The sequence below is a fragment of the Muriicola soli genome, assembly GCF_004139715.1.
Taxonomy (GTDB): Bacteria; Bacteroidota; Bacteroidia; order Flavobacteriales; family Flavobacteriaceae; genus Muriicola; species Muriicola soli.
In genome coordinates, this window is record NZ_CP035544.1 from 1,150,391 (window position 1) to 1,167,326 (window position 16,936).

General features: G+C 33.9%; 17 protein-coding genes. All 17 read left to right on the top strand.

Annotation, left to right across the window (positions count from 1 at the left end; translation table 11 throughout):
• The first annotated feature begins 54 nt into the window (after nucleotides 1-54).
• The 17 genes from EQY75_RS05040 (at nucleotide 55) to EQY75_RS05120 (ending at nucleotide 16,616) form a co-directional block, all read left to right on the top strand.
• On the top strand, nucleotides 55-1,326 hold the full coding sequence (locus tag EQY75_RS05040; protein WP_129603438.1) for a phosphatidylserine decarboxylase: 1,272 nt from the start codon (nucleotides 55-57) through the stop codon (nucleotides 1,324-1,326).
• Nucleotides 1,327-1,421: 95 nt separating this feature from the next.
• Complete coding sequence (locus EQY75_RS05045; RefSeq protein WP_129603440.1) at nucleotides 1,422-1,901, top strand: hypothetical protein; 480 nt, start codon at nucleotides 1,422-1,424, stop codon at nucleotides 1,899-1,901.
• Between the two features lie 215 nt (nucleotides 1,902-2,116).
• Nucleotides 2,117-2,854, top strand: a complete 738-nt coding sequence (locus tag EQY75_RS05050; protein WP_129603442.1) for a DUF6090 family protein — start codon at nucleotides 2,117-2,119, stop codon at nucleotides 2,852-2,854.
• A gap of 110 nt (nucleotides 2,855-2,964) precedes the next feature.
• Nucleotides 2,965-3,693 carry a DUF6090 family protein gene (locus EQY75_RS05055; RefSeq protein ID WP_129603444.1) on the top strand — a complete coding sequence of 243 codons (729 nt, stop codon included), beginning with the start codon at nucleotides 2,965-2,967 and terminating at the stop codon, nucleotides 3,691-3,693.
• 181 nt (nucleotides 3,694-3,874) lie between these two features.
• Nucleotides 3,875-4,744: a cyanophycinase gene (locus tag EQY75_RS05060; protein WP_129603446.1), complete on the top strand. Its 870-nt coding sequence runs from the start codon at nucleotides 3,875-3,877 to the stop codon at nucleotides 4,742-4,744.
• 228 nt (nucleotides 4,745-4,972) lie between these two features.
• Entirely contained in the window at nucleotides 4,973-5,410 is a 438-nt protein-coding gene (locus EQY75_RS05065; protein WP_129603447.1) for a hypothetical protein, read from the top strand.
• A gap of 185 nt (nucleotides 5,411-5,595) precedes the next feature.
• Entirely contained in the window at nucleotides 5,596-6,312 is a 717-nt protein-coding gene (locus EQY75_RS05070; protein WP_129603448.1) for a DUF6090 family protein, read from the top strand.
• 242 nt (nucleotides 6,313-6,554) lie between these two features.
• Nucleotides 6,555-7,286, top strand: a complete 732-nt coding sequence (locus EQY75_RS05075; RefSeq protein ID WP_129603449.1) for a DUF6090 family protein — start codon at nucleotides 6,555-6,557, stop codon at nucleotides 7,284-7,286.
• A gap of 188 nt (nucleotides 7,287-7,474) precedes the next feature.
• A complete protein-coding gene (locus EQY75_RS05080) occupies nucleotides 7,475-8,275 on the top strand; it encodes a DUF6090 family protein (RefSeq protein WP_129603450.1) in 801 nt (266 codons plus the stop codon).
• A 273-nt stretch (nucleotides 8,276-8,548) separates the two neighbouring features.
• Entirely contained in the window at nucleotides 8,549-9,232 is a 684-nt protein-coding gene (locus EQY75_RS05085; RefSeq protein WP_129603451.1) for a DUF6090 family protein, read from the top strand.
• A 155-nt stretch (nucleotides 9,233-9,387) separates the two neighbouring features.
• A complete protein-coding gene (locus EQY75_RS05090; protein WP_129603452.1) occupies nucleotides 9,388-10,386 on the top strand; it encodes a hypothetical protein in 999 nt (332 codons plus the stop codon).
• An 80-nt stretch (nucleotides 10,387-10,466) separates the two neighbouring features.
• Nucleotides 10,467-10,970 (top strand): VOC family protein, encoded by a 504-nt coding sequence (locus tag EQY75_RS05095; protein ID WP_129603453.1) that lies wholly within the window; start codon nucleotides 10,467-10,469, stop codon nucleotides 10,968-10,970.
• A gap of 721 nt (nucleotides 10,971-11,691) precedes the next feature.
• Entirely contained in the window at nucleotides 11,692-12,486 is a 795-nt protein-coding gene (locus tag EQY75_RS05100; protein ID WP_129603454.1) for a cation efflux transmembrane domain-containing protein, read from the top strand.
• 193 nt (nucleotides 12,487-12,679) lie between these two features.
• Nucleotides 12,680-13,855 (top strand): DmpA family aminopeptidase, encoded by a 1,176-nt coding sequence (locus tag EQY75_RS05105; protein WP_129603455.1) that lies wholly within the window; start codon nucleotides 12,680-12,682, stop codon nucleotides 13,853-13,855.
• A 180-nt stretch (nucleotides 13,856-14,035) separates the two neighbouring features.
• Entirely contained in the window at nucleotides 14,036-14,572 is a 537-nt protein-coding gene (locus EQY75_RS05110; protein WP_129603456.1) for a hypothetical protein, read from the top strand.
• Between the two features lie 131 nt (nucleotides 14,573-14,703).
• Nucleotides 14,704-15,726: a hypothetical protein gene (locus tag EQY75_RS05115; protein WP_129603457.1), complete on the top strand. Its 1,023-nt coding sequence runs from the start codon at nucleotides 14,704-14,706 to the stop codon at nucleotides 15,724-15,726.
• A 155-nt stretch (nucleotides 15,727-15,881) separates the two neighbouring features.
• Nucleotides 15,882-16,616: a DUF6090 family protein gene (locus EQY75_RS05120; protein WP_129603459.1), complete on the top strand. Its 735-nt coding sequence runs from the start codon at nucleotides 15,882-15,884 to the stop codon at nucleotides 16,614-16,616.
• Nucleotides 16,617-16,936 lie beyond the last annotated feature (320 nt).

Genomic DNA, 16,936 nt, shown 5'->3' on the forward strand with positions numbered 1-16,936 from the left:
TGGCGTTCATTGCATTACTTGACTATATTTAATCTTCTAACCTAATTTTATCATATGAAAGTATATAAAAATCTAATAGTTGCTTTAGTAATATCCTTTCTTGCATTTTCCTGCTCCGCACCAAAAGAAAAAGTCGAATACGGAAAGGCAACAAAAGAACTAATTACTCTTTTAGACAATGATCCTGCATTAAAATCAATGCTGGAATCTTCATTGAAGAAAGCAAAAGAGATTAACCCAAACAGAAACACGAATCCAGCTCAAAACCTTGCAGAATATTACGAATTCGTTACCTGGACGGAAACAACAATGCCTTGGGCCATAGTTAAAAAGGAAGAATATCCGGAAATATTCGACAATATTTTCCAGGGACTATGTGCGTTCTATTTCTTAATTGATCAGCCACTTTCGGAGCTGGAAGGAAAAGGATTAGTGAATAACTCCCTCCAGTATTATGAACCATTTGCCAAATGGCTGGTCACTTTTAGCAAATCATGGGGTGCTTATCTAGACACTGAAGATTCTTGGAATGAAGAATATTATCAAATGGCATTAAACGATCCAAATTTCGGTCTACAAAATGATTGGTATGAAGATCCATCCAATTGGAAGACTTTTAACCAATTCTTTGCCAGATATTTGAAGACTCCTAATATGCGACCAATTGCAAGTCCAGATTTAGATTCTGTAGTCGTATCATTTGCAGATTCAGAACCTCAGGGTGTATGGGCGATAGATAGCACCTCGAATCTGACTGAGAAAGAGGGAGTTCCAGTAAAGTCTGCTACTCTCAAATCTATATCAAAACTTATTGGCAATGACAGTCAGTACAAAGATGCATTTGCGAATGGTACATTCACCCATTCCTTCCTGAATGTGAACGACTATCACAGGTATCATTTTCCTCTGAGTGGCACAATAAAAGAGTCCAGGATAATTCAAGGTATCAATCCAACAGGTGGACAACTTTGGTGGGACCAAGAAAACAATAGATATGCATTTAACCCAACTGCCAAAACGGGGTGGCAATCTGTGGAGACTAGAGGATGTGTTATCCTTGAAACTAATGAATATGGACTTGTCGCTTTAATGCCCATTGGGATGGGAGCTGTCGGGTCAGTAAATTTTGAAGAAAATATTACTCCCGGAACTATCGTGAAAAAAGGCGACATGCTTGGGCACTTTGCCTTTGGAGGATCTGACTTCATTATGATCTTTCAGGATGGTGTTACGTTCACTTTAGATGCACCAATGCAGGAGGATGGCCAATCATATAATCATATATTAATGGGAGAACGTTTAGGTCTATTGCGGAAAGAAGAATAACGAAACGCCAACACCACCTATACACAATACCCTTCGGGATACTGCGCATAGCCGAGACCGTTGTAAACAATTTAAGAAACTCACAATAAACTAATATGAAAGGTAAAATAATCCTTATTTCCGCACTAATATTATCTACAATTTCATGCGTAAATAAAGCTGAAAGCGCAAAAGAGATTTCAATTGAAAATAATAACAATAGTAATTTTGATTTAGAAGCTGCAACAAAAATTGTTGAACAAAGAAGCAAAGAATTTGAAGATGCATTAAAAATTGGAGATTCAATAGCAGTTGGAGACATTTACACTTTAGACACAAAAATAATAGGTGCTTATTCTGGCAGAGATAATATTGTGAAAGAGGTATACGAGATGACACGAGATAGTATAACTGGGATTAAATTCAGAATAATTAATTTATGGGGGAATGAAAATATCATAATCGAGGATGCATACGTTGAGTTTTTTCATAGCGATGGTACACCTAGAAGTAAGGGTGAATGCTTATTGGTCTGGAAAAAGGAAAAAGATAATTGGAGGATTTTTCGGGATGTCTATAAACCAGAAAAAAAGTAAAAAATAGTTTACAACAATGTATAACCGCAATTACGGCGTCCCGATAGCTATCGGGACGACTAAGTCCGAATCCACTCGGAATTGCGAGCGTCAGTGCTAAACCGAAAAATAATAACTTAAAACCCGTAACTGACGGTTATACGAGACAGTTAGCCTTCATTATGACCAACAATTAGCAAATGATAAAATTCTTTAGAAAAATACGCTACGACCTTATGGAAAAAAATAAAACAGGAAAGTATTTAAAATATGCCATTGGAGAAATTGTTCTAGTGGTCATTGGAATTTTGATTGCACTTTCTATAAATAATTGGAACATTGAAAAAAACAATAGAATTGAAGAAGTTAAAATACTTAAAAATCTTCGTTCAGATTTTGAGGCTTCAATTAAAGAATTAGATGAATTAGATGAAATTAGAAAATCTTCTTTATCATGTATAAAAACTATTTTTTCAATTATTGAAACCAAAACAAATCCTTATTCTGAAAAGCAGTTAGACAGTTTGGTAATGTACGCTTCGGTACCACCTACGTACAATGGACAAATGGGAACCCTGGAAATGCTTTTTAATTCAGGAAAGGTGAATATTATTTCAAATGATGAAATAAAAAATCTTTTAATTACTTGGCCAGGACTTGTTGATGATGTGACGGAAGAAGAAATAATACTTAGAGACTTAAGCTATAATCAATATGATAATAATAGTAGTAAATACTTATCCAAGACTAACCAAATGAAGCTGTTTAAGTATAGAAATATTCCTTTTCAATCAATGCCAAATGGTGCTATGAAGTCCAATTATGATGGATATTTTAAAGATTCTGACATAGAAAATAATTATGCTATGAGAATGTCACTATTGTTGCTTATAGAAAATGGGTCAGAAAATTTAGTACAGGTAGCAAAGTATATTATTAATAAGATTGACATTGAATTAAAAAATAATAAATAACGAAAGGCTAACAAGGTGCAAAATGTCAATAGCCTCCATCCGTCGGCTACTGCATTTGCACAAGCCGTTGTGCTTCATTCCCGATAGTTATCGGGACCAACCAATAACCAATGATAAAATTCTTTAGAAAAATTAGACAAAACTTACTTTCTGAAAATAAATTCAGTAAATATTTGATTTATGCTATTGGTGAGATTCTTCTTGTGATTATCGGAATCCTTATAGCGGTATCTATTAATGGTTGGAATGAAGACCGAAAGCTAAAAAATGCAGAGCAGTCTATTCTCAAAGACCTTAAACAAGAAATGATAATAAATCTGAAAGCTTTGGAATTCGCAATTGAGGAAAACGAAAAATCCTTTCAAACCGCAATAGAGATGAGAGCGCTTTTTAGAGACAGAGCAGCTTTTGATAAAATGTCAGATAGTATGTTTTATACATCATTCAGAAAATTGAATTGGAACGTCACTTATGATCCGCAAAATGGGATACTTAATTCAATAATCTCTTCAGGACAAATCAATCAACTTTCTAATAAGGAACTAAAATATTTACTGGCATCTCTAAAGGAATTGACAACAGATGCTATAGAAAATACAAGAAAAATTGAAGCCCAAAGAGATGATTTGATAAAATCAGCTTGGACTGATGCCATGATTATTAAAGATGGAAAAAATCTGGGATTAAATATGAAATCAATATATGAGCATCCAGAATTTAGATGGGCAACGAGCCATCTTTTTTATTTTCAACGAAAAGATGGATTAAAAGAAGAAAAAGAGCTAAGGGCAACTTTAGAGAATATTATTGAACTTATTAATGAAAATATTAATAAATAACGAAAGCACAACATTGGCTATAAGTAATTGTTTGTTCTCGCCTACTTTGGAAATTCCTGTGGAATTGCCAACTGGGTGTTTACTTGCAAAGTTAACTGCTAACCCACGCAACTACTCATAGCCGAGACCGTTAGCTACAATGACCTAAATACTCACGTAGAACAATTAAAAACCACAAACGTTGAAAATATCATTCGTACTTTTTATCACAGTACTCTTACCTATTGTAAGTATAGCACAGGAAAATAAAGTAACTACAGGAAATGAAAATGGGACACTTATAGCGATTGGTGGTGGAGATATTGGACACACTAATATTATGAAAGAATTTCGGAAACTGGCTGGCGGAGATTCTGCGAAAATAGTAGTTATACCAACAGCATTTGTGAGGGACAATGAAATAGATACATTGTTATTAAAAAGAAATTTCAAAGAATATGGAATACCTAATTTTACTGTTCTACATACAAATGATTCTACTGAGGTAAATACAGATGATTTTGTGAAACCGATTAAGGAAGCTACAGGTATTTATTTTACAGGTGGTAGACATTGGAGAATAGCAGATAGTTATTTAAATACTAAAGTACACAAGGAACTATTACAATTATTGGACAGAGGTGGCGTAATTGCAGGTTCGTCAGCAGGCGCAACTATACAAGGTTCCTATTTAGCAAGAGGAGATACGAAAAACAATCAAATAATGATGGGAGACCATGAAATTGGATTCGGATTTATTTCAAATATTGCTATTGACCAACACGTGTTAAGCCGAAATAGACAGTTTGATATGTTTACAATCCTAGAGAAAAAACCTGAACTTTTGGGTGTCGGAATTGATGAGAGTACAGCTATCGTGGTCAAAGGAGATATTTTGGAAGTTATTGGAGAAAGTTATGTTATTATCTATGACAAATCGTTCTGGTCAATTGAACATAATCCATTCGATGAGGAAACTCAAAGAGAACTTCCAAATAAAAACCAATTATTCTATTTTTTGAAAAGTGGAGATAAATATAATTTAAGAGACAGAAAAGTCATTCGCAATTAAACATTGTGCATAATCAATGTAGCTAACAACGTATATAGCTCATAGCTAATCAGTTGCTTAATCTAAGTTAAGGTATATTTGGAAAGTCGCCAAATTTTTAAATTTGACGATTTCCAACAGAAAAGATAAATAGTAAAATGTAAAAATCTGGCTTTTACTCAATTCAAAATTAATCGTTAATTAACACGCTACGAGCCATATACAAGACCGTTAGCAAACAGTTTTCATATGAAGATACGATATAGCAAGAAAAGACTTAGAGCCAACCTCTTTATAGGTCTTTTGTGGTTAATGCTTAGTATTTTAAAATGGGTATTTGATGATTATATGAACTGGACGGATGGTTTCTTTTTTGGTATGGCTTTGCTGTATTTGGGACAGTATTTCTATGAGTGGAGAATTCAATATATGAATATTACTAATGAACAAATTGTTGTTAATTATCCTTTTGGTAAGAAGATCAAGTTATCCGAAATATATTGGATCAAAAAGTTTGCGGGAGATTATATTTTAAAGACAGAGAAAAAAGATTTAACCATTAATACTCAAATTATAGATAAGGATTCTCTTAATGACCTAAATGAAATTCTTGCCAAATTAAATCTACCTCCAGATAAAACACCGTTTGCTAACAACGGCTATAATTCAGCGCTGCTTTCCAACTAAATTGAAATTTCCTACATTTAATAAAAACTAGAACCGGCTAAAATAGGAGAGTGGCCGGGGCTCGCTTTTGCCGTGCTAATTTCTTCCTCTTCAAAAGAGGAAGAGCCAACGCGAAGCTCGCCCCCAAAGCCACGCCGCAATCATAGCCGGGGCCGTTAGCCTTCATTATGGAAAATATTTAACTCGTGATTCAATTTTTTCGTAAAATCAGGAAATCACTTTTGACCCAGGGAAAAATTGGGAAATACATTCCCTATGCATTAGGGGAAATTTTCCTGGTTGTAGTTGGAATCCTGCTTGCGCTCCAAATAAATAATTGGAATGAGCACAAGAAACAAAAATCGATCGCCAAAGAATTATTAAAGGATATTGAAATTTCACTGGCCAACAATTACACTCAGTTGAACTTTGTAATCAATTATAATCAAGAAGGGAATACATCTGCTGAATTAATAAAGCACCAAATTCAAAATAATCTCCCATATCACGATTCATTGGACCTCCATTTTTCAAAAGCAATTCAATACAGCACACCTGTATTAAAAAATCCAGGATATGAAAGTTTAAAGGTATTTGGTCTTAATTTAGTAGAAAATGATAGCCTAATAAAAGCCCTAGGTGATTTCTACAACATGGGCTGGATTGAAACCTTAGTTTTTCGACAAGAAAGTTATTACTACGGTACCGCTTCCCCAATATTAGTGGAGCTATTTGAGTCTGTAGCGATGAGAAACAGTATGAAGCCATTCAATTACAATACTCTGCTTACTTCAAATGAGTATCTGAGCATTTTAAATACAATGATTGCTTATAGAAAAGATCAAAATGTTTGGTATTTCGAAAACTTACAACAGCTTGACGAAATCAAGAATATGATAAGTGAGGAGTTACAGAAACCATAACGAAAGGCTAACAACGGCTATAATTCAGCGCTGCTTTCCAACTAAATTGAAATTTCCTACATTTAATAAAAACTAGAACTGGCTAAAATAGGAGAGTGGCCGGGGTTCGCTTTTGCCGACGTTAATTTTTTCTGCCCCGATAGCTATCGTGGGCAGAAAACCCAACGCTAAGCTTCACCCTCCTTGTCGCGCCACAATCATAGCCAGGACCGTTGTGCTTCATTATAACCAACCGCTAACCAATGATAAAATTCTTTAGAAAAATAAGATTAAACTTGGTTTCAGAGGGAAAAACTGGAAAGTATCTAAAATATGCATTTGGAGAGATTCTTCTTGTAGTAATTGGAATCTTGATTGCGCTATCCATAAATAATTGGAATGAAAACAGGAAATCGCAAAAAGTAGCCAACGAAATTTATCTCAATTTACGTAACTCACTCGTTCAAGATTCAACTGAAGTTCAGAGAATAATTAAATCGCAAAGTAAGAGTTTAAATGTACAGAAAGAATTGATTTTAAAACAAGCAAGTCAAGAGTCAATTGAATTTGAAGAAATTAATTTGCATCAATTAATTGAAGATATACAAATAGGAGTATTTAGTTTCTTCCCAAAGACTGGAATTTATAATTCTATCGTTTCAAATAATGGAATGGACCTTTTAAAATCAACGAAAATTAAGGCTTCATTAATTAATCTTTATGACTATCAATATGAAAGATACGCAAATATGGATGCCACAATTGAAAATAAATATCACTCCCGACTATTTCCTGTAATATTTAAGAAAATCGGGTACGTAGGTAATGTTACTGAAAATCCTGACCAATTATTATTCAAAGAAAATTACGAAGAATTAGTTTCTGAATGTAGAAACGTTCATGGTATTTTAACTTCAAATAGGGATTTACTCATTGAAATTAGCAAAGAGATAAATGAGTTATTACAAATGATTAGAGATGAACTTGACAAATAACGAAAGCTCAACAACGGCTATGGTTTATCGCCCTCAGAGGTCTGGGATAATTTGCTATTTTAGGGATAAATAAAAACAAAACGTAAAGGCTGGCGCCCCTAGGCGCCAAACCAAAGCCGGAACCGTTGTGCTTCATTATCCCAAGCTCGATAAATTAAATATCCTACCTTTCGAGAAACAGCTAACCAATGATAAAATTCTTTCGTAAAATTCGACAAAACTTACTTATAGAAAACAAAACTGGAAAGTATTTTAAGTATGCCTTCGGAGAGATTGTTCTCGTGGTTATTGGGATATTGATTGCTTTACAAATCAATAGCTGGAATGAGGAAAGAATTATAAAAAATAATATTAATCTTTATTTAGGCGCTTTAATGCAGGATATGAAGGAAGATATTAAGATTATTAAGAGCGGCCGACGTTATCATATTTTTCGTATTCATTCTGGCATCTATATGCTTGATTTATACAACCCAGAAGAAAAACTGACTTTTCTTTCTGATAACAACAATTTGCCAGTGTGGGAAGATCCTAGTTGGAGATGGGAAGGCCCTGTGCCAACTAAATATGACACTAATTTTATAAACACCAGCCTTGTTTGGCTGTTTAGGTATCAACCTACCTATCCAGTTAAAAGGACTATCGATGAATTTAGCAGTTTAGGATTATTTTCAAAAATGGAAAATCATGCGCTTAAAATTCAAATCGAAAAGTATTATAATTATTTTGATTGGACACATAACGACTCAAATAAAGAATATAATACGACCGTTTTATGGAATAAATCTTTAGTTGAAAGTGGAATTGGGTATATGGATCTGGCCAATTTAGAGAACCCCATTGAAGTTATATTTTCGGATAAATCGCGTAGAGCTATTCTTAAAAACATGATTGACGAATCTATTTATAAATCATCTACGGACGAAGCGATTCTTACCTATTTAAGCAAGTTGATAAACGAAATTGAGGTAGAAATACAAAGGAATTAAATATATAACGAAAGCACAACAACGGCCATAATTCATCGCTGCCTTAGAACTTCCTTGAAATTTCCTACATTTAATAAAAACTAGAACTGGCTAAAATAGAGGAGTGGCCAGGGCTCGCTTTGCCACGGCTAATTTCTTCCTCTTCAAAAGAGGAAGATCCAACGCGAAGCTCGCCCCCATAGCCGCGCCGCAATCATAGCCAGCATCGTTGTGCTCCATTATTAGAACAATCTATAACCAATGATAAAATTCTTTCGAATAATTAGACAAAAAATGCTGACTGAAAATAAGTTCAGTAAATATCTGATTTACGCAATTGGAGAAATTGCATTAGTTATGATAGGAATTCTTTTAGCACTACAAGTCAATAATTGGAATGAAAATCGAAAAGTCCAAAAGGAAATTCGAGAAATCTACAACCAAATAGTTTTTGAACTAGATAACGATATAGCTGAACTTTCGGAAAATTTGAATAGGTATGAATCGATAAAGCCTGTTTTCGATAATGTTGTTTCAGATTCCAGAACAGTGGAATTATTGGATGATGGATTATCAAGAATAATCGCTGGAAGTCTAAATACTATCCTAAATAAATCAGGAGTTGAACGCCTAAAAACAATATCTGTTAATGATAGCTTATCGTTGAAAGTGATAGAAATGTATGAGCAATTAGAGTGGTTCATTAGAACAGAACAAACAATTTCTGAAAGCCAAAGATTAATGACCATTAACTATAAAGATAATTATAGTTGGTATCCTGAATGGATAAACAAAAGAATAACAAAAGACAACAGCAGTCCGGAATTACAGGATTACTTCGTGAACAGTCAAGAGTACAGGCATAACGTAATCTATAGTTACCAACAGGTTTATAATAGATATGTACCTCGTTTAAGAAGAAGTATTCCCCGAGTAAAGCAAATCAGAAACGAGTTGCAAAATGCAATAAACAAATAACGAAAGCACAACAACGCTTATAGCACATGCCGTTGGCAAACACAAAAATTCATTACCTTTTATTTTAATTAATTTTCGTTTAACTCATTCTGCCGGTAAAACGGCACGAGCCATACACAAACACGTTGTGCTTCATTACAAGACACCACTAACCAATGATAAAATTCTATAGAAAAATTAGACAAAAACTATTATCTGAAAACAAATTTGGAAAGTATCTGGCTTATGCCATCGGAGAAATAGTACTTGTTGTTATTGGCATTCTAATAGCTTTATATATTAACAACCGAAATCAAATTCGTCTATTTGAAGAAAGAACAGATATACTAATGAACGAAGTCCTTCTAGATTTAGAAAATTTGATAAAAGCTTCTAATTACCAATTAGATTTTTACAGTAATAAACAGATCATTTTTGACCTAATTTTAAATAATAAATTAACATATGACGATTATTCAAGTAATAAATATCCTAATCTTTCGACTGCAACTACTTGGTATAATGGAGGATTAAAGCAAAGAATGGCATATGATAATTTGACGAAGGAAATAAACGCAATACCCGAAAAATATAAACCTGTATTCAAAGATTTGAGTCTCTTATACAGCAATAAGTTTAACGAAAATTATCGGGATTTGATTGAAAATATGTCAAATGAAAATATGAAAAAGAGAGCTGATAAATACGAGTGGTATTCCTATTCAGGGTCTTACAGCGAGAATAAAGAAATGTTTGATTATATGCTTAATGACTATTTATATAAAAATGAAGTTAAACACTATGCCACAATAGTAAACTTTCATATTGGTTATATTCTAGGAGATAAGAATAGAGCACAAAAAAGCTATAAGGAGATATCAACGCTCTTGAATAAGCCAATTGATGATGACATCATTGATTACAATTTAGACCTTTTTAAAAATTTAGTTGGAGAATGGGAAACTGAAATGGCGCCAGGTATAATTGTAACTGTTTATGAGGACAAAAAACGATTGTTTTATAAAGACAATATTGATTCTATTGTCGGACAATTTCACATTATTTCCAACAAAAAGCTAATCAATGAAAATAGGGTTTTCTTCACAATTGTAAATGAACAAGATGAAATTGTCGTAAAACAAACTGGAGGAATTAATTGGAAAAAAGTAAAATAAATAACGAAAGCACATCAATGTATATTAGCCATTAAAACGACTCATATACTAGACTGTTGTGCTCAATTAAACCAAACTCAATGAAAACTAAAGTTATAATTGTCCTAGTAGCCCCCTTATTATTCATTTCAGGTTTAATTGTTGGAAAGCATAATCCCAAGAATAGTGATGAAGGTAAAATTCTTGGTCTCAATCACGTAGGATTAAGGGTGAGTAATTTTAACAAAGCAGTAGACTTTTATCAAAATGATCTTGGTTTTCCTATGATTTACAGATTTAATAAGGAAGAAAGCAAACCAATTTTCGCTTATGTGCAAATTAATAAATCAACATTTATAGAACTGTTACCGGCTGATGAAGAACATCCGGTAGGAATAGATCATTTCGGGCTAGAGACGCACAATAATGAGAAAGTGGTGAGCGCTTTTCATAGTTTGGGATTGGAATGTACTAAATCAACTACAAGTCCATTTACTCGTGTTAATATCGCCCATGTTATAGATCCAAATGGCATATATTTCGAAATAATCGAAGCAACCGAAGGCTCTGATTTAAAAAGAGTAATGGATAACTGGAAGGAGTAACAGAGCACAACAACGGCTATAATTCAGCGCTGCCTTAGAACTATATCAAAATTTCCTACATTTAATAAAAACTAGAACTGGCTAAAATAGCAGAGTGGCCGGGGCTCGCTGTTGCCAGCCAGTCTACCGGCAGGCAGGCGCTAATTTCTTCCTCTTTTAAAGAGGAAGAGCCAACACGTAGCTCTCCCCAAAAGCCGCGCCGTTCCGAGCGAAGCGAACAGCGGAATCAAATCATAGCCAGGACCGTTGTAACACATTTAAAAACCAAGCATTATTAAAAAGACAACGAAAGACATAGAAACTAATTCCGAAACCTCGAAAAAACATGATCCTATTTGGGAGTCAGAAACCAATCATCATGCGCATTCGTCTGAATGGATAGGAGCTCTTGTAAGATATCTTATTTTCTTTGGGAGGAAAGACTTTGATCATCTATATGTTAGTAAAGAGCGAAATAAAAACTCCTTCATAGGTACCCTTGTAAAACTCATTCTATTCTTCCTAGTCATATATCTTGTATTTCGATTTGCTAAATAAAAAAACACACCACCAACAACGTGTATAATCCATTGCTCTAATTGGTTAAGACAAGGATTATTTCCTAACTTAGTTTAAACTTGATTCCTAGGGCGGAATCCTAGCGCCTGCCTGCCACAGTCAGGGATTCAACCGCAACGGAATCATACACGAAAACGTTAAAGCTCAAAAAACGAGAATTTGAATGAACAAAACGATATTTAAGATTACCAAAATGGATTGTCCTTCGGAGGAAAATCTAATCCGAATGAAATTGGATGGAATCTCAAGTATCGCGAATTTAGACTTCGACATTACAAACCAAAAACTGACCGTTTTTCACAGCGGAGAAATTGACTTAATCGAAAAGTCCGTTCTCGAACTGAATTTAGGCGGAAAGAAAATATCAACTCAACAAATCCAACAAAGGGAATTTAATGAAAACTTAAACCAGAAGAAGCTTCTCTGGACGGTGCTCGGAATAAATTTCGCCTTTTTCCTAATCGAAATGACAACTGGAATAATCTCAGAATCAATGGGATTAGTTGCAGATAGTCTGGATATGCTTGCAGACAGTTTCGTTTATGGAATTAGCTTGTTTGCAGTTGGTGGAACTTTAATAAGAAAAAAACGGATTGCCAAACTTGCAGGTTATTTTCAGATTACACTCGCAGTTATTGGGTTTGTGGAAATTCTGAGAAGGTTTTTCGGAACAGAAAAACTACCTGATTTTTCAACGATGATAATCGTTTCGATTTTCGCACTAATTGCAAACGGAATTTGTCTTTACATTTTACAAAAGTCAAAAAGTAAAAAAGAAGCTCATATGAAAGCAAGTATGATATTTACATCCAACGATCTGATTATAAACTTGGGAGTAATAGTCGCCGGACTTATGGTAAATTGGTTGAACTCAAGCAAACCTGATTTAATTGTAGGAACAATCGTTTTTGTTTTGGTGATTCAAGGTGCGCTTAGAATATTGAATTTGAGCAAATAAAAAAACACTAACCATAACAACGGCTATAAGCCATCACTTCGGCTAACGCTTATAAATCCCAAGCACTAAGCACCAAATTCCTAAGACAGAAATTTCCACGATAGGAATTGGGATTTGGAATTTGTATTTTGGAATTTCCCGGCCGTGCCGGCTTATAGCCAGAACCGTTGTACCAAATTGAAAACTAACCAATATGAATAGAGTATTTATAGTGTTTTTAGTAATTCTTATTTTTTCTCAATCTTATGCACAAAAACCAAGAGCAAGAGATTTAGGCGTTCCGTTTGTTGGAAAGACAGGCGCATTTAATGCCATAACGGATGTTAAAGGCGTTGAAGTAGGCTATAGTACCATAATTTCTGGAGAAGGAGAAAACATCGTAGGCAAAGGACCTATAAGAACAGGAGTTACTGCAATATTTCCCAGAGGAAAGTCCAAAAAATTTAGTCCGGTATATGCCAACTGGTATAGTCTTAATGGAAATGGAGAAATGACAGGTACAACCTGGGTTACAGAATCAGGTTTTCTAGAAACGCCGATTATGATTACAAACACCAATAGTGTTGGAGAAGTAAGGCAAGCTGTACTGAAATGGTATGTTGATACAGACTGGTATAGTGGAGAAAATTGGTGGTATACATATCCAGTAGTAGCTGAAACATATGATGGATTTCTTAATGATATTTACGGGTTTCACGTAAAAGAAAAACACGTTTTGGAAGCTATCGAAAATTCTTCAGGTGGAAGAATAGCTGAAGGAAATGTTGGTGGAGGAACTGGTATGATGTGCTTGGGTTTTAAAGGCGGTACAGGAACATCATCAAGAGTTTTCAAAATCAAGGATTCAACTTATACAGTCGGAGCAATTGTTCAATCTAACTTTGGAGCTAAAAGAAACCTGTCAATAGCGGGTGTTCCAGTAGGTATTGAGCTAAAAGACACTTTGAACTATGAATATAAAGCACCACCGAAATCCAGAAGACAAGAAGGAGATGGTTCTATTATAGTAATTGTTGCAACCGATGTTCCTTTATTACCACATCAATTAAAAAGAATTGCACAAAGAATTCCTTTAGGAGTTGGTATTGTTGGCGGACGAGGAAGCAATGGTTCAGGAGACATATTTTTAGCATTTTCAACGGCAAATGAAAAGGCATTTAATCGTGATAAAATGACTACAGTCGAAACTATGTCAAATGATCTATTGATGCCAGTATTTGAAGCTACGGTTCAAGCAGTGGAAGAAGCAATAATAAATGCAATGGTAGCTGCCGAAACAATGGAAGGGATTAATGGAAATAAAGCTTATGCTATTCCACACGACTTACTGATTGAAACACTCAAAAAATATAATCGAATAAAAAAATAAGGTGGTACGACAATGGCCATAATTAATGGCGCCGTTTTCGCCTAATTCTGAATCCCGAGACCGTTGTGCTTCATTATCAGAAACCGCTAACAAGTTGTCAAATTCTATAATAAAACGAGCTGTGTTCTTTGGAGAATAAAATTGAGTAAACTATTACTTAGATTAGATAAAATTATTATTATGAAATACAGTTTAAAAAAAATTGCAATAATTACTGAAATAATTGGAGGTATTGCAATTATTGTATCTCTCATTTTTGTTGGTTTTCAGTTTAGAGAAAATACTATTGCAACAAAATCTGCAACTGCAAATTCTGCAAATGGAATGACAGTTGATTGGTATACTGCGACTGGTAATAGTGCGCAATCAAGCCAACTTATGTGGGACTATTTAAAGGACCCGAAAAGCATAAAATCAACCGGCGAAATATATCAAGCTACTATTTTAATTCATGGTTTAATTCTATCCTTTCAAAATAGTTACTATTTGACAAATCAAGGTACATTAGATCAGAATGTTCAAGAATCACTTACGGCGGCCATTAGAGCTGTAAAAGAGCAACCTGGTTGGCAAGAGTATTGGCAAAATAGAAAATCTCTTTTCTTTGTGGAATTTAGAGATTATGTGGACTTAATCATGAATTCAGAATCTGAAGTAAGTGAAGGTATTTATGAGAACTTAAAAAAGGAAGAAACGGAAGCCAATATTTCGGATTAATTAATCAGTAAGTTAAAATAGGAATTTTTAAGTTAATTGATCAGGAATTAAAAATAACGAAAGCACAACAAGGTATATAACTCATTATAACGACTTATATACCGAACCATTTTAAGTCCTAAAACAAACCAATGAACAAAGCCCTAAATCTTCAGAAAAACCTCATGATTTTCGGAATACCATTATTTATAATCGGAATAATGGTGTTCATCACCAAATCGAATTTATTTAGCACAAATCCTGGTCTTTTATTTATTGGAGTTACATTTGATTTATTGTTCACTGTACCGCTGGTATATTTTCTATTAATTAGAAAAACAAATATTCCGAAAACAACAGTAGTTCCATTCTTTATTCTTGGTATTATTATTTGTTCGCTCATACTTCCAGCTGAAAATCAATATTATCTAAATCTTTTTAAGACGTGGGTGCTTCCAATCGTGGAACTATCAATTTTATGTTTTGTCATCTTCAACATTCGGAAAGCAATAAAACGATATCAACTGCACAAAACAGAATCGATTGATTTTTTCACAACTTTAAAAACCACTTGCTATGAAATACTTCCAAAAGCAGTAGTTATACCTGTAGTAACCGAAATCGCTGTTTTCTTTTACGGATTTGTTCATTGGAAAAAAAGGAAGTTGAAGGACAATGAATTTTCTTATCACAAAGAAAGTGGAACGGTTACTCTATTAATTGCAATTATATTTATCGTAGCTATTGAAACTATTACCTTTCATATTTTATTGGCGAAATGGAATACTACTGTTGCCTGGATCTTGACTTTTTTGAGTATTTATTCTGGTGTTCAAATTTTCGGATTTGTAAAATCAATGTTCAAAAGACCAATATCAATTGAAAACAACAAACTCTTCGTTCGATATGGCATTATGAACGAAACGACTATTGATTTATCTAGCATTGACAGCATTGAAATTTCATCAAAAGATATAGAATTGAACACAGAAACCCGGAAGCTATCATTTTTGGGAGAACTGGAACCCCATAATGTTGTCATCAGATTAAAAGAAAAAAACACATTGATTGGACTATTTGGAATTAAACGAAAATATAAGAATCTAGCATTGCACGTTGACGATAAAACTGAATTTAAGAATCGAATAAATAAGGCCTTACAGCAATCACAATAAGTAATGGCGCCGTTCTCGCCTACTTCTGAATCCCGAGACCGTTGTGCTTCATCCCGATAGCCATCGGGACAAAACGCTATCCATTTTATTTATTATACATTTAGAGAAACTAACCTTTAATGATCAAATTCTTTCGAAAAATACGCTACGACCTTATGGAGAAAAACAAAACCGGAAAGTATCTGAAATACGCCATAGGCGAAATTATCCTTGTAGTTATTGGAATTTTAATTGCACTTCAAATTAACAATTGGAATGAAGATAGAAAAGATAGAAATCGGGAACAAGCCATTTTAAAAAACCTTCAAACAGACTTTCAAACTAATATCAGAAATGTTAATGATGCTACTGGCAGTTTTATGGTAGCCTATGAAGCGTCAGCAAATTTACTCGAAATTATTATGGCTGATGATATCATTGACGGTTCTGAAATTGAACAATTATTAGATGATATCATTAATAAGACCCAATCAATTGACATCATTACTGGGTCAATAGACGAAATGCTCAATACAGGATCCATAAACCTAATAAAAGATGATAATTTGAGAAAAAAACTATCAAACTGGTCATATTATCAAACAGATACTGAAGATGATATCGTAATATACAGAGACTATTTATTTGGGTTTTTTATTCCTTCATTAATGGACAAAGCCCTTTTGAGAAATATGGCGGTACCTGATTTTTTTGAGGAGGATCTCAACTTAAAAAATATTGCCAAATCAAATTTCAAAATCGATTACAACACTACGATTAGAACCATTGAATTTGAAAATGAGGTATACAATAATACCTTAAACTATATGTATGCAATTAACTCATATAAGGTGTTTAATGATTATTTATCTGAAACACTGAAACTAATTGAATTAAATACTGATGATTAAATTCTACAAAACATTTGGAAAAGCATTTACCATCTTAAATAAGTAAGGGATTGTAAGCGGGAAAAATCAAAAGATTTGAAAATAAATAGTGAAAGCACAACAATGACTATAAGTAATGGCGCCGTTTTCGCCTACTTCTGAATCCCGATAGCTATCAGGACGCGGATTTTGATAGCACCAGTTCGTAACGCTCGTGTCAGTTTGGTGTCTACTCGTTAAATTAACCGCTAAACCACACAACTACTCATGGCCAAAACCGTTGTGATTTATTAAAACCAAACGCTAAACAATGATTAAATTCTTTAGAAAAATACGCTACG

What these genes read in the sequence shown, in the direction of transcription:
- EQY75_RS05040 (WP_129603438.1), top strand. Translation starts at nt 55, where the DNA reads ATGAAAGTATATAAAAATCTAATAGTTGCTTTAGTAATATCCTTTCTT.
- EQY75_RS05045 (WP_129603440.1), top strand. Translation starts at nt 1,422, where the DNA reads ATGAAAGGTAAAATAATCCTTATTTCCGCACTAATATTATCTACAATT.
- EQY75_RS05050 (WP_129603442.1), top strand. Translation starts at nt 2,117, where the DNA reads ATGGAAAAAAATAAAACAGGAAAGTATTTAAAATATGCCATTGGAGAA.
- EQY75_RS05055 (WP_129603444.1), top strand. Translation starts at nt 2,965, where the DNA reads ATGATAAAATTCTTTAGAAAAATTAGACAAAACTTACTTTCTGAAAAT.
- EQY75_RS05065 (WP_129603447.1), top strand. Translation starts at nt 4,973, where the DNA reads ATGAAGATACGATATAGCAAGAAAAGACTTAGAGCCAACCTCTTTATA.
- EQY75_RS05075 (WP_129603449.1), top strand. Translation starts at nt 6,555, where the DNA reads ATGATAAAATTCTTTAGAAAAATAAGATTAAACTTGGTTTCAGAGGGA.
- EQY75_RS05080 (WP_129603450.1), top strand. Translation starts at nt 7,475, where the DNA reads ATGATAAAATTCTTTCGTAAAATTCGACAAAACTTACTTATAGAAAAC.
- EQY75_RS05085 (WP_129603451.1), top strand. Translation starts at nt 8,549, where the DNA reads ATGCTGACTGAAAATAAGTTCAGTAAATATCTGATTTACGCAATTGGA.
- EQY75_RS05090 (WP_129603452.1), top strand. Translation starts at nt 9,388, where the DNA reads ATGATAAAATTCTATAGAAAAATTAGACAAAAACTATTATCTGAAAAC.
- EQY75_RS05095 (WP_129603453.1), top strand. Translation starts at nt 10,467, where the DNA reads ATGAAAACTAAAGTTATAATTGTCCTAGTAGCCCCCTTATTATTCATT.
- EQY75_RS05100 (WP_129603454.1), top strand. Translation starts at nt 11,692, where the DNA reads ATGAACAAAACGATATTTAAGATTACCAAAATGGATTGTCCTTCGGAG.
- EQY75_RS05105 (WP_129603455.1), top strand. Translation starts at nt 12,680, where the DNA reads ATGAATAGAGTATTTATAGTGTTTTTAGTAATTCTTATTTTTTCTCAA.
- EQY75_RS05110 (WP_129603456.1), top strand. Translation starts at nt 14,036, where the DNA reads ATGAAATACAGTTTAAAAAAAATTGCAATAATTACTGAAATAATTGGA.
- EQY75_RS05115 (WP_129603457.1), top strand. Translation starts at nt 14,704, where the DNA reads ATGAACAAAGCCCTAAATCTTCAGAAAAACCTCATGATTTTCGGAATA.
- EQY75_RS05120 (WP_129603459.1), top strand. Translation starts at nt 15,882, where the DNA reads ATGGAGAAAAACAAAACCGGAAAGTATCTGAAATACGCCATAGGCGAA.